At 60.9% G+C, this 20,999-nt stretch carries 19 protein-coding genes and 1 pseudogene; 10 read left to right on the top strand and 10 right to left on the bottom strand.

The annotated features are described in order from the left end of the window. Positions 1–79 precede the first annotated feature (79 nt). Positions 80–1,165, bottom strand: a complete 1,086-nt coding sequence (locus tag N554_RS0126275; RefSeq protein ID WP_029586225.1) for a COX15/CtaA family protein — start codon at positions 1,163–1,165, stop codon at positions 80–82. 91 nt (positions 1,166–1,256) lie between these two features. Between N554_RS0126275 and N554_RS0126270 the strand changes: the two genes are divergently transcribed. Continuing rightward, the gene (locus N554_RS0126270) at positions 1,257–1,463 is read left to right on the top strand and encodes a DUF2842 domain-containing protein (RefSeq protein ID WP_029586224.1); all 207 of its coding nucleotides are present in this window, start codon (positions 1,257–1,259) and stop codon (positions 1,461–1,463) included. Here N554_RS0126270 and N554_RS0126265 read toward each other — a convergent pair. Continuing rightward, positions 1,460–2,506, bottom strand: a complete 1,047-nt coding sequence (locus N554_RS0126265) for a polysaccharide deacetylase family protein (RefSeq protein WP_029586223.1) — start codon at positions 2,504–2,506, stop codon at positions 1,460–1,462. The two genes, N554_RS0126270 and N554_RS0126265, sit on opposite strands and share 4 nt — an antisense overlap. 129 nt (positions 2,507–2,635) lie before the next feature. Between N554_RS0126265 and N554_RS0126260 the strand changes: the two genes are divergently transcribed. Beyond that, positions 2,636–3,829, top strand: coding sequence for a GNAT family N-acetyltransferase (locus N554_RS0126260; RefSeq protein WP_029586222.1), 1,194 nt, complete (start codon positions 2,636–2,638; stop codon positions 3,827–3,829). Positions 3,830–3,866: 37 nt separating this feature from the next. On the opposite strand, the gene N554_RS0126255 is transcribed toward N554_RS0126260, so the two are convergent. Further along, the gene (locus N554_RS0126255) at positions 3,867–6,101 is read right to left on the bottom strand and encodes a GumC family protein (RefSeq protein ID WP_029586221.1); all 2,235 of its coding nucleotides are present in this window, start codon (positions 6,099–6,101) and stop codon (positions 3,867–3,869) included. A 176-nt stretch (positions 6,102–6,277) separates the two neighbouring features. Between N554_RS0126255 and N554_RS0126250 the strand changes: the two genes are divergently transcribed. From N554_RS0126250 to N554_RS0126235, 4 genes are all read left to right on the top strand, one after another. Then, positions 6,278–6,934: a polysaccharide biosynthesis/export family protein gene (locus tag N554_RS0126250; RefSeq protein WP_029586220.1), complete on the top strand. Its 657-nt coding sequence runs from the start codon at positions 6,278–6,280 to the stop codon at positions 6,932–6,934. Positions 6,935–6,936: 2 nt separating this feature from the next. After that, positions 6,937–8,070, top strand: a complete 1,134-nt coding sequence (locus tag N554_RS0126245) for a glycosyltransferase family 4 protein (protein ID WP_029586219.1) — start codon at positions 6,937–6,939, stop codon at positions 8,068–8,070. A gap of 114 nt (positions 8,071–8,184) precedes the next feature. Then, positions 8,185–9,723, top strand: coding sequence for an undecaprenyl-phosphate glucose phosphotransferase (locus tag N554_RS0126240; RefSeq protein WP_029586218.1), 1,539 nt, complete (start codon positions 8,185–8,187; stop codon positions 9,721–9,723). A 142-nt stretch (positions 9,724–9,865) separates the two neighbouring features. Continuing rightward, positions 9,866–11,140, top strand: coding sequence for an O-antigen ligase family protein (locus tag N554_RS0126235; protein WP_029586217.1), 1,275 nt, complete (start codon positions 9,866–9,868; stop codon positions 11,138–11,140). 11 nt (positions 11,141–11,151) lie between these two features. Here N554_RS0126235 and N554_RS0126230 read toward each other — a convergent pair whose 3' ends face one another. From N554_RS0126230 to N554_RS0126220, 3 genes are all read right to left on the bottom strand, one after another. Further along, positions 11,152–12,333: a saccharopine dehydrogenase family protein gene (locus N554_RS0126230; protein ID WP_029586216.1), complete on the bottom strand. Its 1,182-nt coding sequence runs from the start codon at positions 12,331–12,333 to the stop codon at positions 11,152–11,154. Between the two features lie 47 nt (positions 12,334–12,380). Further along, complete coding sequence (locus tag N554_RS0126225; protein ID WP_029586215.1) at positions 12,381–13,169, bottom strand: DUF169 domain-containing protein; 789 nt, start codon at positions 13,167–13,169, stop codon at positions 12,381–12,383. Positions 13,170–13,261: 92 nt separating this feature from the next. Then, positions 13,262–14,068: a YdcF family protein gene (locus tag N554_RS0126220; RefSeq protein ID WP_029586214.1), complete on the bottom strand. Its 807-nt coding sequence runs from the start codon at positions 14,066–14,068 to the stop codon at positions 13,262–13,264. A 212-nt stretch (positions 14,069–14,280) separates the two neighbouring features. Between N554_RS0126220 and N554_RS0126215 the strand changes: the two genes are divergently transcribed. Beyond that, positions 14,281–15,222 carry an acetamidase/formamidase family protein gene (locus N554_RS0126215; RefSeq protein WP_029586213.1) on the top strand — a complete coding sequence of 314 codons (942 nt, stop codon included), beginning with the start codon at positions 14,281–14,283 and terminating at the stop codon, positions 15,220–15,222. 367 nt (positions 15,223–15,589) lie between these two features. On the opposite strand, the gene N554_RS0126210 is transcribed toward N554_RS0126215, so the two are convergent. From N554_RS0126210 to N554_RS0126195, 4 genes are all read right to left on the bottom strand, one after another. Next, complete coding sequence (locus N554_RS0126210; RefSeq protein ID WP_029586212.1) at positions 15,590–16,558, bottom strand: SDR family NAD(P)-dependent oxidoreductase; 969 nt, start codon at positions 16,556–16,558, stop codon at positions 15,590–15,592. A gap of 366 nt (positions 16,559–16,924) precedes the next feature. Further along, positions 16,925–17,341 carry a hypothetical protein gene (locus N554_RS40335; RefSeq protein ID WP_156042115.1) on the bottom strand — a complete coding sequence of 139 codons (417 nt, stop codon included), beginning with the start codon at positions 17,339–17,341 and terminating at the stop codon, positions 16,925–16,927. Positions 17,342–17,350: 9 nt separating this feature from the next. Further along, complete coding sequence (locus N554_RS37580) at positions 17,351–17,986, bottom strand: hypothetical protein (RefSeq protein WP_051677733.1); 636 nt, start codon at positions 17,984–17,986, stop codon at positions 17,351–17,353. Positions 17,987–18,133: 147 nt separating this feature from the next. After that, positions 18,134–18,901 carry a hypothetical protein gene (locus N554_RS0126195; protein ID WP_029586210.1) on the bottom strand — a complete coding sequence of 256 codons (768 nt, stop codon included), beginning with the start codon at positions 18,899–18,901 and terminating at the stop codon, positions 18,134–18,136. Positions 18,902–19,358: 457 nt separating this feature from the next. Between N554_RS0126195 and N554_RS0126190 the strand changes: the two genes are divergently transcribed. The 3 genes and pseudogenes from N554_RS0126190 to N554_RS0126180 all read left to right on the top strand — a co-directional run. Continuing rightward, the gene (locus N554_RS0126190; protein ID WP_029586209.1) at positions 19,359–19,625 is read left to right on the top strand and encodes a hypothetical protein; all 267 of its coding nucleotides are present in this window, start codon (positions 19,359–19,361) and stop codon (positions 19,623–19,625) included. Positions 19,626–19,809: 184 nt separating this feature from the next. Then, positions 19,810–20,268, top strand: a pseudogene (locus N554_RS0126185) (transposase); the annotation flags it as partial. Positions 20,269–20,698: 430 nt separating this feature from the next. Then, positions 20,699–20,999, top strand: a 301-nt coding sequence (locus N554_RS0126180) for an IS110 family transposase (protein ID WP_029586207.1), incomplete at its 3' end; no start/stop codon positions are given.

Genomic DNA, 20,999 nt, shown 5'->3' with positions numbered 1-20,999 from the left:
TTAGATTGATGCACGGAGACGAGAAAGCCCTGCAAACAGGACACTTCAACGAACATGAAGAAAATTAGAATCGTTCAATTCAGCCGCTTTGGGTGAGCGGCTGAACCAGTTTCTCCGGCTCCGACTGCCGGACGGCCAATCGTTCAGCCTGAAAAATCGCCAGTGTCAGGACCGCAATTGCAACAGCCTGGTGCGCCAACGCAAGAGCGATCGGAACATGGTTCAGCAGCGTGAGAATACCGAGAGTCGCTTGCAAGGTGATCGCCGCCAAAAGCCACAATGCGCCATTGACCGCCGCTGTCCCGGCCCGCGACCGAACCGCGTCAAGCGCGTGCAGGACCGCAAGCGCAAACAGCAGGTATGCTGTCATGCGGTGCTCGAACTGCACCGTAAGCGTATTATCGAACAGATTGCGCCACCACGGCGTTTCAAAGAACAGCCGCGCCGCGGATGGAACGAGCGCGCCATCGATATCGGGCCAGGTGTTGTAGATGCGTCCCGCGCGCAGGCCCGCGACCAGCGCACCCAGATAGAGTTGCACGAAGGTCAACACCAGAAGCGCCACGCTGGTAATTTTCAACCGCGAAGATACCGCTGAGGGCGTCCGGTCTGCCAGCCGGCGCAAGGTCCAGACGATGGCCGCGAAAATCAGAAACGCCAGCACCAAATGCGTAGCGAGACGATATTGCGAAACTTCCACCCGCTGCGACAGGCCTGACGCCACCATCCACCAGCCGACCGCGCCTTGCAGCGCTCCGAGGCCGAAGATCAGCCATAGTCGCCGCCGCAGCTCCGCGCCCAACACGCCGCGCCACAGGAAACAGAGGAACGGCAGCAGGTAGGCAACGCCGATCACGCGCCCGAGCAGCCGGTGGCTCCATTCCCACCAGAATATGGTCTTGAACTCGGCCAGATTCATGCCGGCATTGAGTTCGCGATATTGCGGAATGGCCTGGTAGGCCTCGAACGCCTGCGTCCATTGCTCCTGATTGAGCGGGGGCAGCGTGCCGGTAACCGGTTTCCACTCGACGATCGAAAGTCCGGATTCGGTGAGACGTGTGGCGCCGCCGACCAGCACCATGATCGCGATCAGGACGGCGACCGAGAGCAGCCACCAACGGACGGCGCGGTTGTCAGGTTCTTGTCGGGCAGGATTAGCGGTCATTGAGGCTGGCTTGCTTGAATTTGTGCGCACCTTATAGTCGGCCCCCTCCCGCGCGCAAAGCGCCGACTGAAGCGAGCTGCACATTTCCGCCATGACCATACGTACCCGCAAGTTTTTTGGAACCATCGCGCTATTGTTGCTGGTGGTGGTATGGTCGTTGATGGGAATGACCCTGGCGCAGACCCCCTGGCTTGCAAGTTCCGGACTGTTGCAGGCCATCTTCTATGTCGTGGCTGGCATTGGATGGGTACTGCCGGCAATGCCGATCATCAGCTGGATGGCGCGGCCGGACGCCTAAGACGTGCGAGTGGGCTTCACCGGCGCAAATTGGACGCCCGAAAGAAGCACGCGCATGATGCGCAGCGAACGCTGCCGACCGTCCCAGGCGATGCGCGGCAGCGCATGCAGATTGGTTCGACCCGCCGCCTGAACGACGCCCGATATCGCCGACGCCGCGCTGGCGAATCCGGCCTCCGCCGCCATCGTGACATGCTGCCGGCGAAACGCCGTGCGATCGCCGAACGGATAGGCGAAATGTTTGATATCGCGATGGAACGCGGCTTGCGCGACCGCCCTGCCCATCATCACTTCGCGCTGCGCGTCAGCATCCCTGAGGTTCGACAGAACAGGATAGTTCACGGTGGCGCTTCCGATGGTCGCTTTGGGATCGGCCGCGAGCTTCGCCAGATCATCCCAATCCATCGATGCTTCGCGCGAGACTGCCGCGAGATCGACGGAGTAGCGCATGCAGAGATCCTTGATTGCCGTCGAAAGATCGGGCGGCGAGAGCGAGCGCATCCAGCCCTGCAGAAAATCATAAAGCTCGTATTTTTCGGAAGTGCTTCTGATATCGAAACGCCGCTCGGTGCGATCCACCACGAGGCTGAGGCGATTCTCGCGCGCGATCACTTCCTCCAGCGCGAGCCACCACGCCTCGCCAAGGCGGTCCGGGAACGCCGTCGGCACGTAAACGGTGAAGGGAACGTCGTGTCGCGACAACACCGGATAGGCCGACGTCATCAGATCCTTGTAGCCGCCGTCGAAGGTCAGGCACACAAATCGCCTTGGCGCGGCCAGCGCAACCGCCCGCTGGCAGACCTCGTCCATTGAAACGATATCGAATTTCCAGCGCTTCAATGCCCCTATCGTTCGATCGAGAAATTGCGGCGTGATTTCCTGTGACTTGAGCGGCTGAAAGCGCCCAGCGCGCGAGGGGCGCACGCGCTCAAAGCGCAAGATGACGCCGGCGCCACCGGCTCCCCGCCCCTTCAGCCACGGCAGGCCGCTGAAATAGGCGAGCTCGAGCTTCAGGCTCGCCAAAAAACTGATGTCAGATGGCAAGGTTCGCCCTCGATGCGGCCAGTCCCACTCCGCCGCAGCTGCATTGTCATTACTCTTTGTTGACATTTGTTTGTAAAGGTCGGCCAAAGCCGAAAAATGTAAATAATTTGCTATTGGACAGGTTTCGCAATGACCATGGCTGCCGCGATCGAAAGCCGGACGGCAGAAGTGAAACCGTGGTCGAGGATAAGCCGCATCGCTAGCGTCGATATTCTCCGCGATCTCAGCCAGGCGGAGACGATCTGGCGCAGTCTCGAAGATCAACAACAATTCTCCACGGCGTATCAGCGCTTCGATTTCCTGAGTCTTTGGCAACGGCAGGTCGGACAATGTGACGGTCTTCTGCCTTTCATCGTCGTCGCCTATGACGCCGAACGCCGGCCGCTGTTGCTGCTGCCGCTCGTACTCACACGAAGATACGGCATTCGTGCCGCTCGCTTCCTGGGTGGCAAGCACGCCACCTTCAACATGGCGCTTTGGGACCGGAAGTTTGCCGCCGACGCCACCGCGGACGATCTGGATGCGCTGATATCGGCGATACGCGAGCACTCCGCGGTCGACGTTCTGGCGCTCAAGCAACAGCCGCTGCGCTGGCGGGATTTGCCGAATCCGATGGCGCTGCTGCCGAGCCAACCCTCCGCCAACGATTGCCCGCTGATGACGATTGTGCCCGGCGAGCCGCCCACCGCGCGGATCGGCACTTCGTTCCGTCGCCGGCTCAAGGCCAAGGAGCGCAAGCTGCAAACACTATCGGGCTATCGCTATGGCCTGGCTGCGACTGATACCGAGATCAAGCGGCTGCTCGATTGGTTCTTCTCCGTCAAGCCGTTGCGTATGGCGGAACAGAAACTACCCAATGTGTTCGCAGACCCCGGCATCGAGGATTTTATCCGAGGTGCTTGCATGGCGCCGCTCGCGGATGGCGGTCACGTTATCGATATTCACGCCCTCGAATGCGACGACGAGGTCATCGCGATCTTCGCCGGCATCGCCGATGGGCATCGCTTTTCGATGATGTTCAATACTTACACGATGTCAGACAATTCGCGATACAGCCCCGGATTGATCCTGATGCGCAACATCGTCGATCACTATGCCGAGCGCGGCTATCGTGCGCTCGATCTCGGGATCGGGTCGGATGACTACAAAAGGCTGTTCTGCAAGAGCGACGAGCCGATTTTCGATTGCTTCATCCCGCTCAGCCGGCGCGGCAAGATCGCAGCATGCGCGATGTCAGGCCTCAACCGTGCCAAGCATCTGGTGAAGCATCATCAGGTGCTTTTTGACCTGGCGCAAAAGCTGCGAAGCGCGCTTCACCGCTGAACGAAGACTTCCTTGACGACCGAAGCGAGCACCGCGTTCAGGCGGCTGCCACGCGCGGGCCGGGTTCGGCCGCCTCTGATGGCTGCCACGGCTTGCTCAGCATCGTCACCTCACTGAAGCCTACCGCCCGGAGCTGATCGCACATCAGAGCCCGGGCGTCAGCGGCCATCGAGGCATCCGGCACCACTACCGCGCGCGCTTGTGTTGTCAGCAACTCCGCGGGCAGATCGGAAGCGGAGCCTGCATCCAGCAACACGTGGTCATAGACCCTCAGCAACGCATCGATCGCAAGCGTAAGCCGCGGCAATTGCAGCAATGCGCGGTCAAAACCCGGTCGGCCGGCGTTCACCAGGTGAACCCGCGACAGCCGGTCCTTGGTGATGACTTGCGAGAAGGAGGCTTCGCCCAGCATCAGTTCCGCCAGCCCCGGCGCGGCCGAATCGACCGATACCGACCATATCGTCGGTGACGACGCCGACAGATCGACCACCGCGACCCTTGCATGGCGCGCGATCAGGCGCGCCAGCGTCAACGCCGTCAACGTGATGCACTCGTTCGAAGCGGTGCCGAGAATCGCGACCTTGCGAGCCGCTTCGCCTGCGCCGCGCAAATGCTCGGCGAGTCGTTCGATCTCGGCGAGCTCGGGCACAATCTCCGGGGCGGGTTCGCTTTGAATCTCGGGACGACTTTCGAACACCGGCGCGCGATCTGCAGCCGAAGCGGGATCGTCGGTGAAAGTGACGGCCGCGGCGGTCGCCGGCGCACGACCCGGAGCCGGCCGCGATGTGAACGCTGCCGTCGCGCGGGGCGCCGTCATGCGCAGTAATTCGCCGGTTGCGATCGCGCCCGCGCTCAGCATTAACGTCGCCAGTGTCGCGATCAGCACGATCGGCAACTTCTTCGGGTATGCCGGGGTGTTGGAAACGGTTGCGCGGGAAATGACCCGGCCATCCGTGGGACCGGCTTCGATGTTCTCGCGGGTGTTGGCTTCACGGTATTTTGCCAGATATGATTCCAGAAGATCGCGCTGCGCCTTGGCTTCCCGCTCGAGCGCGCGAAGCTGGACGTCCTGACCGTTGGTCGAGGTTGCCTGCTTTTTCAATTGCTCAAGGCTTGCACTTAGGCCCTCGACCCTGCCGCCGGCAATGCGCGCATCATTGTCCAGCGAACGGGAAATCTTGCCCGCTTCTTCGCGAAGCTGGCGGTCGAGGTCCGCAAGCTGCGCCTTCAGCTCCTTGATGCGGGGATGGCCGTCGAGCAGCGTCGATGACTGCTCGGCAAGCTGTGCGCGCAACGTGACGCGCTGTTCGGATAGCCTTCGGGTCAGTTCGGAATTGAGAACCTCGGAAGCCTCGATCGGCTTGCCGCTCTGAAGCATCTCACGGATCATCCGCGCTTTCGACTCCGCGTCGGATTTCAGCGCTCGCGCGTTGTTCAATTGCGTATTCAGTTCGCCCATCTGCTGATTGGAGAGCGTGGTGTTGTTGGTACCGACGAACAGGCTCGACTTCGAGCGAAAATCCTCGACCCGCGATTCCGCTTCTGCAACCTTCTTGCGCAGGTTTTCGATTTCGCCTGACAGCCATTGGCCCGCAGACTTGGCCTGCTCCTGCCGCGCACCCTGCAGCAGCACGAGGTAGCCTTCGGCGATCGAGTTGGCGACGCGCGCCGCCAACTCCGGATCGCGCGACTGGAATTCGATGACGATGACGCGTGATTTATCGACCGCATAGGCGGTGAACCGGTCGTAATAGGCCTCCAGCACGCGCTCTTCCGGCGTCAGCGAGAATGGATCGCGGCCGATCCCGAACAAGGCCAGTAGCGACCTCGCGGGCGAAAAACCCTGCAGTACCAGATCGAACTCGGGGCGCTCGGCCAGCTTGTTCTTCTTAATGATCTCGCGCGCAAGATCGCGGGACAACAATAGCTGGACCTGACTGGTCACGGCCTCGGCATCGAGCGCAGCGCGCTCCTCATTGCGCTCGCCGGTTGGCCGCAGAAAGACGTTCTCGCGCCCGTCGATCAGGATGCGCGCTTCGGATTTGTAGCGCGGCGTAACCAAATTGACGGCGGCAAGCGAGAGGACGAAGGCAAGCAACGTCGGAATGATGATCCAGCCCCGCTTGCGCAGGAGCGCTTGGCCAAGCGCGCGCAAATCCAGATCATCCGACAGGGAGGCGGCCGCCGGCTTATAGGTAGCTGGCGCAGGCTTTGAGACGACCCGCGCGACGAGCCCCCTGTCCTTACCTGCACGCCAGAACGCTAAACGCATCGCACACTCCCGCACACGCTACGACCCTACTCAAGCCCTGGCGATTACACTCCATTAAGGTTGCCGCTGGGTTAACTCCGACTTGCTCTCGATATCGGCGTCCGGGCCGTCGCGGTCATGCTTTGTTAACCATGAGGGTCCTTTAATCGGAATCGATACTTGCCCGTGGATTGCCGATGCGAGGCGTGTGCGCCGTCATTTTGTGTTTGTTCGCTGCGCTCGCTCTGTCGGGCTGCATGCGCGGAGCCGCGCCGGTCGCCGTGGTCCAACCGCGAAGCGATCTCGATGCAATGGCCTACGGGCGGTCCTACGGCGTGACCCCTGCCCCGACTGCCGCGGCCTACGCCGCCGCTCCGATCCCGGTCAGATACGACGCAGCCTATCGGCTCGATGCCGGCGACAGGCTGCGGGTCGTGGTCTACGGCCAGGAAGGTCTCACCAACACTTACGCGATCGATGCCGGCGGCTCGATCACCATGCCGCTGATCGGCTCGGTGCCGGCGCGCGGACGAACGCCCGTGGGACTGGCTGCGGAGATCACCGCCAAGCTGCGCAAAGGCTACATCCGCGAACCCTCGGTCGCGGTGGAGATCGAAGCCTATCGACCGTTCTTTATTCTCGGTGAAGTCGCCGCCCCCGGCCAATATCCTTACGTGCCCAACATGACCGTCGAAAGCGCGGTGGCGATCGCCGGCGGCTTCTCGCCGCGCGCCAAGCGCGACGGCGTCACGCTCACCCACACCGGCGCTTCGGGCGCGCTGCGCGCTGTGGTGCCGCTCGGCACTGCCATAAGCCCCGGCGACACTGTTTTGGTCGGCGAACGCTGGTTCTGATCATGCCCGCGACGTCAGATCAACCGCTTCGTATCCTGCACGCGGTTCGCGCGCCGGTCGGCGGAATCTTCCGTCACATCCTGGATATCGCCAATGGACAGGCCGACCGTGGCCACCACGTCGGTATTATCGCTGACAGTCTCACCGGCGGCGACCGTGCCGAGGCAGCGCTTGAGGAAATCGCCCCGCGCCTCAAGCTTGGCGTTCGGCGCCTTGCCATTCGTCGCGAGCCTCATCCCAGCGACATGCCGGTGTGGGCGCATTTCATGTACCTGATCCGGCGGCTGAAGCCGGATGTCCTGCATGGCCACGGCGCCAAGGCGGGCGTCTTCACCCGCCTGGGACCTCGTTCAAAGCACACCATTCGGGTCTACACGCCGCATGGCGGTTCGCTGCACTATCCGTTGGAGACGCTGAAAGGCGCATTCTATAGCCGTCTCGAACGCGTGCTGATGAACAGCACCGATCTCTTCCTGTTCGAAAGCGCATTCGCGCGTGATACCTATCAGCGCACCATCGGCACACCGACCGGCCTGGTGCGCTGCGTATTCAACGGCGTGACCGCGGATGAATTCGATCCGGTCGTTAAGGCGGATGATGCCACCGACGTCGTCTATGTCGGCGAGTTCAGAAACATCAAGGGGGCCGACCTCCTGATCGATGCCGTGGCGCGCCTGCGCGCCACCGGCAAGCTGGTCACGCTGACGCTTGCCGGTGACGGTGAGGAAATTGAGGCCCTCAAGGCTCAAGTCCAGGGGCACGGTCTTGCCGAGGCGGCGCGATTCATCGGTCACGTCAAGGCGCGACAGGGGTTCTCCAGGGGCAAGCTATTGGTCGTTCCCTCCCGCGGGGACTCGATGCCGTATGTGGTGATCGAGGCGGCCGCGGCGGGAGTTCCAATGGTCGCCGCTAATGTCGGCGGCATTCCCGAAATTTTTGGGCCGCACACCGAAGCGTTGTTTGCCCCCCATAGCGCAGACGCGACGGCCGAAGCGATAGGGACTGCGCTGGATGACACGGCCGCCGCGGAGGCGCGCGCAAAATCGCTGCGACACAGGATTTTCATGCATTTTTCGCAGAAGGCGATGGTCGAAGGCGTGCTGGCAGGCTACCGCGACGCGTTTGCCAATCGTTAACCGCTCTTTACCAGCGATAACTGTTTCTTCCGATTTGTCCGTTAGTCGTGAGGCGAGGAATTCCGCCTCGGCAGCGCGTGCCTCGATGCCGGTGCAAGAACGGGCTCAGAAACAGTGGAACCGATCAACGCACGCTCCACGCTAGATGCCGCAACTTCCGCCACGGCGAATGGCCCTCTCATCGAACGACGCCGCCGGCTGTCGCAGGCGGCCCTAGCCGTCACCAACCAGAAGGTGCCCCGGGCGTATTCGCCGATCGTGATCTCGGGCGTCGTTCGCGTTGCGGACTTTGTCCTGCTCAGCCTCGTCGGCATCGCGCTTTATCTGGCATATGTGGTGCCTCTCAGCGGCTTTCGTTGGGAATATGTCGCAGCCATTTTCGGTATGACCGCAACCGCGGTGGTCTGCTTCCAGGCCGCCGACATGTATCAAGTGCAGATGTTTCGCGGTCAGCTCCGGCAGATGACGCGGATGTTCTCGTCCTGGGCATTCGTATTTTTGCTGTTTATCGGCGCATCGTTCTTCGCAAAACTCGGCAGCGAAGTATCGCGGCTCTGGCTTTCGGCATTTTTCATTGTTGGCCTCGCCGCACTCATTGCCGAACGCCTGTTCCTGCGTGTGATGATACGCGGCTGGGCGCGCCAGGGCCGCCTCGACCGCCGCACCATCATCGTCGGCTCCGATCAGAGCGGCGAACAGCTGGTCGACGCGCTCAAGGCCCAGGACGATTCGGACCTCCATATCCTAGGCGTATTCGATGACCGCAACGACAATCGCGCGCTCGAGACCTGCGCGGGCTGCCCCAAACTCGGCAAGGTCGACGATATCGTCGAATTCGCCCGCCGCACCCGCGTCGACCTCGTGCTGTTCGCGTTGCCGATCTCGGCGGAGACGCGGATTCTCGAAATGCTGAAGAAACTCTGGGTGCTGCCGGTGGATATCCGGCTTTCCGCTCACACTAACAAGCTGCGCTTCCGCCCCCGCTCCTATTCATATCTGGGCGAGGTCCCAACCCTCGATGTCTTCGAGGCGCCGATCACCGACTGGGATCTGGTGATGAAGTGGCTGTTCGACCATCTAGTCGGCGCGATCATTCTGCTGTTGGCGCTGCCTGTGATGGCGGTGGTCGCACTCGCGATCAGGCTCGACAGCCCCGGTCCGGTGCTGTTCCGCCAGAAGCGGTTCGGGTTCAACAACGAGCGCATCGACGTTTTCAAGTTTCGCTCGCTGTACCACGATCAGGCCGACCCGTTGGCCTCGAAGGTCGTGACCAAGAACGACAAGCGCGTCACCCGCGTCGGACGCTTCATCCGCAAGACCAGCCTCGACGAACTGCCGCAGCTCTTCAACGTCGTGTTCAAGGGCAATCTCTCGCTGGTCGGTCCTCGTCCGCACGCGGTGCAGGGTAAATTGCAGAGCCGGCTGTTCGACGAGGCCGTGGACGGCTATTTCGCGCGGCACCGGGTCAAGCCGGGCATTACCGGCTGGGCGCAGATCAATGGCTGGCGCGGCGAGGTCGACAGCGAGGAGAAGATCCAGAAGCGCGTCGAGTTCGATCTCTACTACATCGAGAACTGGTCGGTGCTGTTCGACCTATACATTCTTCTCAAGACACCGCTGGCGCTGATGACGAAGGGCGAAAACGCTTACTAGAGCATGATCTGGAGTGGGAACCGGCCTTTCCCGAAAATGTCATGTTAAAAACAGAGAACGTTAAAGTCTGATTCAACGCCGTTGAATGAGACGTATTTGGTTGAAGCGTTGCGTACGAGTTGCGTAAGTTCAAGAGTGTGTAATGGCGCATGCGGCGACGGCCGAGAGCTACCCTTCATCAGTGACGGTTGCGCCGGGTGTACTCGCCCTGCAACGCGCGCTGCTGTGGCTGGCCGGCGCGTCCGTGGCGATCGTTTTCATCGAACCCAGCCCTTACGAACTGTTGACGCTGTCGGCGAGCATCATCTTCTTTGCGACGGGCTTGCGGCTGCGACTGGTTTTCATGCCGCTACTGTTGCTGCTGTTCCTGATCAATATCGGCTACAGCATCAGCGCCACCTCGCTGATGGACAAGCCGGAGGTCGTGAACTGGGTTGCGACATCCTGGTACATGGCGGTCACGGTGATCTTCTTTGCGATGGTTATCTCCGAAGACACCGCGGCTCGGCTGGACATGCTTCGGCGTGGCCTTATCGTGGGCGCGTTGATAGCATCGATTGCCGGCATCGCCGGCTATTTCAATCTCGTCCCCGGCGGACGCGACCTGCTGACGCTGTACGAGCGCGCGCGCGGCACCTTCAAGGACCCGAACGTGCTGGGCGCGTTCCTGATCCTTCCCGCTCTGTTTGTGCTGCAAAGCGTCGTCTCCGACGGTGTCGGGAAATCCTTCCGGAGCACGATTGCGCTCGGTATCATGGCGATTGCGATCCTGCTGGCGTTTTCGCGCGCGGCATGGGGCGGGCTCGCCATCGCGTCGGCGTTCATGCTGGCGTTGATGGTCCTGACCAGTCAATCGTACGCGCAACGCTCGCGTATCATCGTGACGGCGGTTGTCGCGGCTATCATCGTGGTGATGCTGATCGCCGTGCTGTTGTCGTTCGATTCCATCAGCGAGATGTTCCGGCAGCGCGCCAGCCTCGACCAGAGCTACGACGAGGGCCGCTTCGGGAGGTTCGGACGGCACATCCTCGGCGCGGAGATGGCGCTCGACCTGCCGTTCGGCATCGGCCCCTTACAGTTTAGCCGCTACTTCCCCGAGGACACCCACAACTCCTATCTGAACGCCTTCATGTCCGGCGGCTGGATCGCGGGCGTCTGCTATCCCGCGCTGGTGTTTGTCACGGTCATCATCGGGTTTCGCTACGTCTTCGTCCGGGTGCCCTGGCAGCGCGCCTATCTCGCGATCTTTGCGGCGTTTCTCGCAACCGTCGGCGAAAGCTTCATCATCGACACCGACCACTGGCGGCACTTCTGGATGATGCTGGGCGCAATGTGGGGCATGTTCGCCGCCGCGCAACGCTACAAGGCGACTGCAGACCAGACGCTGATAGCGCCCGGCGATCCCAGCACTACGTAGACCGCCCAAGCCTACGCCTCGACCTCAAACGTCAAGCCGGCGTGATCGATAAGCCGCTTGATCAAACGGTTACCCATGGCTGCGCCGGGGGTCCAGATGCCGCTTGGCACTTCCGGCGTGTCGCGCAAAAGGCAGATCGCACATTCCGCGATCATCTTCGACGTCGATCCATAACCGGGATCGCGATCGCCGCGGACCGCAACGCGAACCTGACGACCGCCTTCGCCGATACCGACGAACAGCAGATCGTAAAGGCCGGACTCCCGCTCTTCTTTCGACGGGCCCTCGCCCGGCTTCGGTCCGCCCGGCCCGCCCATCGCGGCATTGGCGGCGACCACGCGCTTGGCGTTGGCTTCGCCTTTTTCGCCTGCGCCGGTCAGCACCATCTCGTCATAGACAAAGTCTTTGCCGTAAGGAAAGCCCAGCAGGAGGTTGGAGCGGTGCACGTTGCGGGTGTTGATGGTCGCCATCACGAAGGGCGCCGTCCACATGCCTAACTCTTGGTCCAACAACGGCTTGTTGCCCGGCGGCTGTTTCGGACCCTCGAAGCCCGGCGTCAATACGAACGGATTTTTCAGCAGCGCCACCAAGCTGAGGTCTTTCGCGGCGGCCGCAAACGTCGCCTTGATGCTTGCCGCGGTGCCGCCCGAGGGCCCGCCCTTCATGGCGCGCACGCGGCCTTTGACGCGACTGACCGGCGCGCCGAGGGTCTTCTTTGCCGTTTCCTGACAAAAGAACACGCCGAGTTCGAACGGTAGCGAATCGAAGCCGCAGGAAAACACGATGCGCGCGCCGCTCGATTGCGCGGTCACCTGGTGCGCCTCGATCATCTGGCGCATCCAGACCGGCTCGCCGCAGAGATCGAGGTAGTCGGTACCCGTGGCCGCACAGGCCGCAACCAGCTCCGAGCCGTAGAGCTGATAGGGGCCGACGGTCGACAGCACCGATCGGGTCTGGTCGACCATCGCTTTCAGCGATACGGGATCGCTGGCATCGGCTTGGATCAAAGCCGTGTCGGCGGGCGCGCCGATCGCGTCGCGCACCGATGCGAGCTTGTCCAGGCTGCGGCCGGCCATCGCCCATTTCGGATCGGATTTTCCGGCATAATGCGCCGCGAGATATTCGGCGACGAGCTGACCGGTGAAGCCGGTGGCGCCATAGACAATGATGTCGAATTTCGACGAGGCCTTCATATACAATTCCTTGGGATGCTGCGGATAGGTTGGATGCGCGGCTTCTTCTACTTCCTAGCGTAGGAAACGCCCATGCCGGCGCGAACGTCGCTTTGGATACCATAGGGCGCGATCGGATAGCGCAGGCCGTTCTTCGCAAGCGCATTCATACCGGTGATCGCCTTCGCCAGATGCTTAGGCGACAACGCCATCAGCATCTCTTCATCCGGCACGCCACCGTAACGCCGCTCCGCATAGCACGGCAACGACAGGCTGGGCTCGCCGGTTTTGAGCGCCCGTCCCCATGAATCGGCACACGCGGTCTCGCCAACCACGCCCCATTCGAATTTCTTGTAGCCGGTATACTGCAGGCCGTTGATTAGGATGATCATCTGACCCGGCGTCGCGTAGACCAGGCAAATATCGGGCGGATTGAGCCGGCCGCTGGCGAGCGGGCTCACCACCAGCGCCTGGTATTTACCGAAGGCGACGACGTCCAACGCCTCCTGGCGCTTGCGCGCATCTTCGGCCGTCTCGTGCCAGACGCCGACATAAGCTTGACCGGCGAGCCACTTCTCGTCCTGAGGCGCAAGGCCGATCACCGCGCGGCATTGCGAGCCAACGAGATCGTCGGCGGTGATGCCGACAGTCCAGCCCAGCCGCGAGGCCATGCTAACGATCTGGTCGGTGGTGTGAATAGCGGTCGGCCGCCGGATTTTCGGTATCGCCGTCATCTCCTCGACCCGCGCGAACATCTTCATGCCGATCACGGTGGTCTTCAGGCGAAGCAGGCTGTTCAAATCGGCCACCATGCCGGCCAAATCGAGGGTTTCCCCTTGCGTTGCTGCTTGCTGCATGAATTGACACTCCCTTAAACGACAGGCCGACCACTGCACGTCGTCTGAGGTGTCATCCTAGCCGGATTGTTCGCCGGTTGCGACCGGCGCTTCTAGTTCCGTGCCGGCGCCGGCAGCAACTCATCGATCTTGCCGCTGGCCCGGTAGGCCGCAAGGCCCATCCATTCGCGCACGGCTGCGTCCGTCCGTTCCAGCCCGTCAACCGCCAGGTTTGCAAACGTCAGAAGATCAGCGCCCCTGCCCGTGCGCCAATCGACCGGATACGGCTCGACGGCAAAACCGGCCTTGCGGAAAAGCCCAACCGACCGCGGCATATGATAGGCCGAGGTCACCAGCAGCCACCGCTCGCCACTTTTCGGCGCGGCGATTGCCTTCGAAAATTCGGCATTTTCCTGGGTGTTGCGCGAGAGCCGTTCCATGATCAAGCGCGCTTTGGAGACGCCGAGAGCTTCGAAGACCGTTATGGCGTAATCGGCTTCTTTCGCCGCGTCGTCCGCAACCAGATTGGCACTTCCGCCGGAAAAGACGATGCGTGCTTTGGGATAGCGATGGGCCAGCGCGGCGCCGGCAATGATGCGATCGACCGAACCGTGGAACACCGTTACGTGGTGCACGGCTGACAGGTCCGGGTCGATCGATCCGCCGAGGATGACAATGCCATCGGGCGCGCCCCGCGCGGCATCCCACGACGGAAAGCGCGACTCCAGCGGAGAGAGCAGCAGGTTTCCCAGCGGAGAGAACCCGCATATCGCGAGCAACGCCACGGAAGCGATCAGGAGCTTGCGACCAAGCGAAGCGAATCGCGTGGCCAGCAGGATCGCGCCGAGCACACCGATTCCGATCAGGAAGTTGGTCGGCAACAGCATGATGCCGAGGGTCTTGGAGAGTACGAAGAACAATGCGGATTCTCTTTCGGATGGATGTTGCGCCGAACCTCATATTCCAGTGTCATACGCGGACTTGATCCACGTATCCATCCATCTTCACAAGAGCGCAATTCGAAGGCGAAATTGCCAGGAACGCAGACAAGTCTACGTAGTCTGCGCAACGCGGACTACTATGCCCGGCAACGACGAGTAGAGTAACCACTAAGCCGACAAGAAAGCCCTTCATGACCCATCATCATCTGCATTCCAGCCCCGAGACCTGCCACTGGGGTTTTTTTGAAGCGAAGCTGAAGCCTGTGCTCACCATCGCCAGCGGCGATGAAGTGACGATCGACACCATCACTGGCGGCCCCGACGTGGTGCCGGACAGGAACAGGTTTCACGTCCCGCCCGAACTCGCCGACGTTCATGCGAAAAACGAACGGATGCTGCCGGGCCATATCCTGACCGGTCCGATTGCCGTGCAAGGTGCCGAACCCGGCGACGTGCTGGAGGTCGAAATCCTCGATGTCAGGCTGAGGCAGGATTGGGGCTACAACCTGATTCGTCCGTTGGCCGGCACCCTGCCCGACGATTTCCATGAAACACGGCTGATGAATATTCCGCTCGATCAGCAGCGGATGGTGGGCCGGCTCCCCTGGGGACTCGATCTGCCGCTTAAGCCGTTCTTCGGCGTGATGGGCGTAGCGCCGCCGCAGGCTTGGGGCCGCATCACCTCGCTGATCCCGCGCGCGATGGGCGGCAATCTCGACAACAAGGAGCTGATCCCCGGCGCCAAACTTTATCTGCCGGTGTTTGTACCGGGAGCGCTGTTTTCCTGCGGCGACGGTCACGGTGTCCAGGGCGACGGCGAGGTCTGCGTCACCGCGATCGAGACCGCGCTGCAGGGTCGTTTTAGGCTGACGCTGCGCAAGGATTTGCGGCTCGATTATCCCCGCGCTGAAACGCCCACGCACTACATGACGATGGCGATGGATCCGGACCTCGATCAGTGCGTGGTGCGGGCGCTGCGCGACATGATCGTGCTGCTCGGCGAAAAGCGCAATTTGTCGCGCGAGGATGCCTACACGCTCTGTAGTCTCGCCGCGGACCTGCGCGTGACCCAGACCGTGAACGGCTCCAAGGGCATCCATTGCATGATCGCGAAGACGGTGGTGCATGGATGAGTGAGACGCGTCATCCGGGGCGTGATCAATATCTGTCAAGCGGATCTTAAATAAAGGCGGAAGGCGTCCGGGCCGCCGCCAGCGGCACCCTCGATGTTGCCGACAATATCAAACATGTCGCCAAGGGAGCCAGCGAAACCGGAACGACGACCGGTCAAATGCTGAAAATGGGCGCAGGCGCTTTCGGAGGTGAGCGTTCACCTCAAGGGTGAAGTCGATAAATTTTTGCACAGCGTACGCGCGGCGTGATGTGAGGCAGTCACGCGGCCGGCATCCAGACGCATCCGTCATTCCGGGGCGCATCGAAGATGCGAACCCGGAATGTCGAGATTCCGGGGTTCGCTTCGCGTGCCCGAATGACATCCGTTTATCCCATCCGCCAGCCAACCTCGGCGGCAAAGCTCTGGTAAAACTCAGCATCGTACGCACGCTCCGGCGTTTGCCGCACCCGCTCGTCGAGGCGCTGCGCGTCATCGCCGACCAGAATGCGCCAGCGCCCGGCCTTGACGCCATCGAGAATGATCTTGGCGGCCTGGGCGGCCGTGGTCGGCGCCTCCTCCCGAAAGCTGCGGGCGCGTTCGGCGGCGGCCGCCTGAACGTCCTCGTCCGACATTTTTGATGCATCGATGCCGGCTGCGGTCAGGCGAACGCGGGTCTGCGCGATTTCATTCTCGCCCAGACGCTCAGAATCAGTGCCGTTCTGCACCTTGCGGGAATTGGAAACGATCGAGGTGCCGATATGGCCCGGCATCACGACGGAGCATTTAATGTGCGGGGCGTTGAGCCGGAGATCGTTGATCAGCGCTTCGGTAAAGCCCTTCACGGCGAATTTGGCGGCGCTATAGGCGGTGTGCGATACGCCAAGCCCGACGGAGGCCCAGAACCCGTTGACGCTGGAGGTATTGACGATGTGGCCCTCGTCGGCCTTCACCAGCATCGGCAGGAAGGTGCGCACGCCCAGGTAAACCCCACCCCAGCAAATGTTAAACGTCCTTTCCCACTGCTCACGGGTGTTGGTGAAAATACTGCCGCCGCCGCCGATACCGGCGTTGTTGAACAACAGATGGATCCTGTCGGTTGCCTGCTGCTCGATGATCTCGTCGCGGAAGCGCTTTAGCTGGTCCTCGATGGAGACGTCGGCGATATGCGTGGTGACGCGCAGGCCTTGCGGCAGCTTTTCCACCTCGCAAAGCCGTTTTGTCTCGGCCATCGCGTCCGCGGAGACGTCGCACATCGCGACATTGCAACCCTCGGCGACCAGCTGGCGCGCGAGTTCGCGGCCCATGCCCGTACCGCCTCCGGTAATGACAGCGATCTTTCCGGCAAAATCCTTCATGGGAGATCGCTGACCCTTCCGTTGCGAAGCAGATGAACCGAGAGGTAGCCGACGGCACCTCATCCAAAATTGTATTCGCGTCGAGGGTCTTGCCGCAAGACGCGCTTCGGGGTTGCGTCACAAGACTGATTGGGTTCGTTCTGCCGAATTCTGGAGTTTGGGTTCGTTCTGCCAAATTGAGCGCCAGGTCGCTGGCTGTCCCATACAATCATATGTGTTATTACCACCTTGTACTTCTCTTAGGTTGTCCAAATCACCGTCTTCTGGAATGGCTAGTCGCGAAGAAATACGTAAAGGTTGAGCCACAAGCCGGCGCAGGATATTACGAAATCGCCAACCTTTGCCGGCAGCGGTTGTTTCGGTTACTTAGCAGGCCTCCGATTTGCGAAATGCCCGCCTGCGCTTTGACAATGCCCTCCTTTCGTACCGGTTGATTTTATCCATTGCGCGCATCGCGGTCTCAAGATCGTTGCAGCTCGCATTTTCCAGATTATCGATTGTCAGGAATACCTCGTAACGGGCTGATCGGATCCGGTGCAGGTCGAGATGACATGCGGCGAGGATGCGCGACTGCTCTATGCGCTCGCAATCATGGCTGCCTTCAGCCAGAATTGCGGTTAAATACTCAATCCTGCCTCTTGCTTCACAATCGTGTTCAACAGGGGTCGCAAGACCGTGCCGGCGAGCATTGGTTCGTGAACGTAACTTGCCTCCCGGGGTCCGTGGACCGGTGCTCCGGGAGGCATTGCGCTTGTTGGATTCGAGCTTGCGGGTGGAGGTCATGGTACCCGCTTAGTGATTCTTCTCGATCTGCTTCAGCTCGGTGGCCGACACCGCAGGCTGGAGGCGCTTCTCGAGCGCCTGGCGCGCGCGTTCCGCGAACGCCCTGCGCACATAGACCTCCTTCAGCATTGCATTGAGCTGACCGCGGGCGGAGGACAGAAACCGCTCGATTTTCGAGAGCGGCTCCATTGCTTCCAACAATGCCCCGGCATTGAGGGCTACTTCATCATAACCATGCTCCGCGAGGCGCGCGTCCAGAACCTGGCGCTTCTCCGGATCCGTCCGCCATTCCTCGGCCTCCTTCCTCGCGATGCCGAAGAATGCCGGCGCGTCGCACCCGAAGCCTTGGGCGCGGGAGCGGTGCGTATCGCGCAGTGCCGTCTCCAGCGCGGAGCGGCGATAGATGTTGAGGATGGAGCCCTTCCAAACCCGATAACGCTGGACGTCCCAACACAGTCCGGCGATATCGGCCAACGCCAACCACTCCGTCGTGGTATCGGGACGGATTTCTTCCATCAACATGTCGAACAACGCGTAATACTGCATGTCCGATTCGCCCGGCAGCAGGGGCGGACATTTGGCTACGAACGGTGCAATGTCCTTGGGAATCTCCATGTCGCGGCGGGGGTCGAGGTTTTTTTTCACCTGCGGTCTCCATTGGTTCGGTTTCCGCGACTTACGTCGCGCGATGCGGTGCGCATCGTCACCATCTGGAGCCAGACGCAGGTCCCCGTCGTGCCATCAGTTATGGGGGGAATTGGGTGATATGCGGAAAAGCCCTAAGTCAACTTTCTAGACCCGTCCGATGCGAGATTTTCCGCGGTGGCGTAGCGCACGGCGTGCCAGTTCCGGTGCCGATACAACTTTGGCGCCGTAGCATGCTGGCAGTTGGATGAGGAAACGATTCAGCGGGGCAATGACTGAAGACAAAAACTCGAGAAATGGTCCAGCTTCCGCTTGGGACCCATCGCCATCAGCCGCAACAGAGCGTCGCCGCGCGCTCAGGTTAAAGCGCAGATAACACGCTAATAGTTTGTCTTCGAGAAAATCCAGCATGATATTGTTGGGTTGACCGCGACGGGCGGACAATTTGTCGAGGGCGACTGAAGCTGCTTTGCTAACCCGCTGCGGAGCCGGAAATGGCACGTCGTCAGATCTGTCGACCTCAAACCAATACGTCCCCGGCTTCTCGTCGCCGCGCTGGTAGTTCGATGCCACCATGGCCAGCGCCTCTGGTTCGACACCTCCCGTGAGAATGAGCGACGGATCCTTCTTGATCGATTTCAGCGTCGCGATGACCTTATTGGCCGGCTTGTAGCCCGCGTCCATCTTGATGGCCGCGGCCTGCGAAAGGATGCCGCTCAGCTCAAGAATGAATGCGGCGCCTTCCCTTTCCGCATTGATGCTGGGGACGTCACCTGAATTGCCAAACTCTCTGTTGAAGCCAGATCGTTCTAAAATTTGCGCCCTTTGCGCCTCCAACTCCATGTGGAACCGGTCCGACTGGTCCTGCCAGGGAAAAGATGTATGGTCGAGTTGCGGCTTTTGGATTGTTGGCATGGTAGTCCTTTTGAATCTTGACGCTACAGGACATACGGAGACATCGCTCGAAATTCGGGAGAATTGCGCGGTGCGTCCACAGCCACGTTCGGGAACCGATTTTTGCCGTCGGATCACTCGTCGCTCCGCGTAAGACAATCCCGACGGCCGCGCAATCCACGCAAAAAGTTCATTCTCGGTGGTCGCAAGCCATGTTTACTGCGCTTCCACAGCACATCGACGGGTGATGCCGTCAGCGCAGGTTGTTGCCCACGAGGTACAGTTGCAGAGGATTGTCCTGGAACGGGCGTGAAATGCCAACCTCAGATTGGAAAAACTCCGGGAATCCTGCTCAAGATATTCCCGCTTGGGGGCGGCAGCATTACCGGCAGCACCTTATACGGCATTCTTGTTGGAACGAGCGCGACCATGACCAACAACACCGGCGCCAGCATCTCCGGTGGCCAGTCCGGAATTTATGCGACCACGGGTTCTGCCATACAACCAATTCCGGCAGCATTACGGCTTTGCCAATGTCACCCATTCCGGCAGCATCACCGGCACCTTCCTCTATGGCATTTACGCCGCCACCAACGCGATGGTGACCAACAACGCTGGCGCCGCCATCATGAGCGCAAGTAACCGAATTTACGCCGACACGGGCTTTGCCAATGTCACCAATTCCGGCAGCACCGCTGATGCATTTCGCGCGCGGCGATATGAGGGACCACATCGCCTTAACTAAAATCAACCACGAACCTTCGTAGCGGCGCTGCGGAGCGGCGCATCGGCAAGGAAGTCAAAAAAGAAACTTTCGCGAAAAATTCAGGGTTCTTCGATTTTCGACTTTTGCAACATCGGGTAATGGACGGCAGCTCTTCTCCGGAGACCGATAGGATCGGCTCCGTCATTGGAAGAGGAGACCGACCATGGACTATTTCGCTGGACTTGATGTGTCGATGGAAGAGACGCACGTGTGCGTCGTGGACCGAGACGGCGCGGTCATTCACGAGATAAAGGTACCGTCTACGCCCGCCGACATCAAAACCGCGCTGGCCGGAGCGCCGGCCTGTCGACGGGTCGTGTTCGAAACCGGCCGTATGGCCCCGATGCTCCATCACGGCCTGACCGGATGCGGTGTGCCGGTGATCTGTATGGAGAGCCGGCAGGCCCGTCAGGCGCTGAAGTCGTTTGCGACCCACAAAACCGACCGCAACGATGCGCGCGGCCTGGCACATCTCGCCCGCACCGGTTTCTTCAAGCCCGTGCACGTGAAGTCGCTCCCGGCACACGCCATTCGCTCATTGATCATCGCCCGCAAGAAGCTGGTCGGCCAGCGCGTTACGCTGGAGAACCAGATCCGGGGCCTCGCGGTGGTATTTGGTGTGTAGCGAATTAACGCTGCGCCAGCCAGGAGGCCGAAAACGAGCTCCCGAGCGGGAGCGACGCCCGAGGGAGGGAACGGATGATGGCGCTGATTCTGTAGCATGCGGTTGATCGGTCAACCGACTGCGATTGCAACCAAGCCGCTCCGCACCCAGCTGACCCCATCAAGTGCCGCATGAGAACGCAGAGAACGCAGGCACCCGACGACGTCGCCCTCAGAACCGAGCTGTTGCCCTTGACCCATTAGAGAACACAATCGGCACTTTTCGGACCCCGGGCGATGTCCGACTTGAGTCCGGATTGCGCACCAAAGATGGGGTAATCGGCCGGCCCAGCTTGTGGATAGCTGAAGATTTTTGGTGCTGCGCTTCAGGCTGATGGTGAAACGAGGTCCGTGGCTACGGCCTCAAGCATCAGAAGGAGAAGCGCAGCATGGACCATTTTGCTGGATTAGACGTATCGGTCAAGCAGACCAGCGTCTGCATTGTGGATGACACGGGCAGGATCGTGCGGGAAGTGAAGGTGGCGAGCGAGCCTGAAGCTCTGCTGCAGGTTCTGCGGAACCCCATCTACCGCTTCAGGCGGATCGGACTGGAAGCCGGGCCGCTATCGCAATGGCTTTTCAGCGCGTTGGCCGAAGCAGGTTTGCCAGCGATCTGTGTCGAGACGCGGCACATGCGGGCGGTGTTGCAGGCGCAGATCAACAAGACCGATCGCAACGATGCGCGCGGCA

It is taken from the genome of Bradyrhizobium sp. URHD0069, from assembly GCF_000701345.1.
Classification (GTDB): domain Bacteria; phylum Pseudomonadota; class Alphaproteobacteria; order Rhizobiales; family Xanthobacteraceae; genus Bradyrhizobium.
The sequence above is the reverse complement of the archived record's forward strand: the minus strand, read 5'-3'. Positions and strand labels throughout refer to the sequence as shown.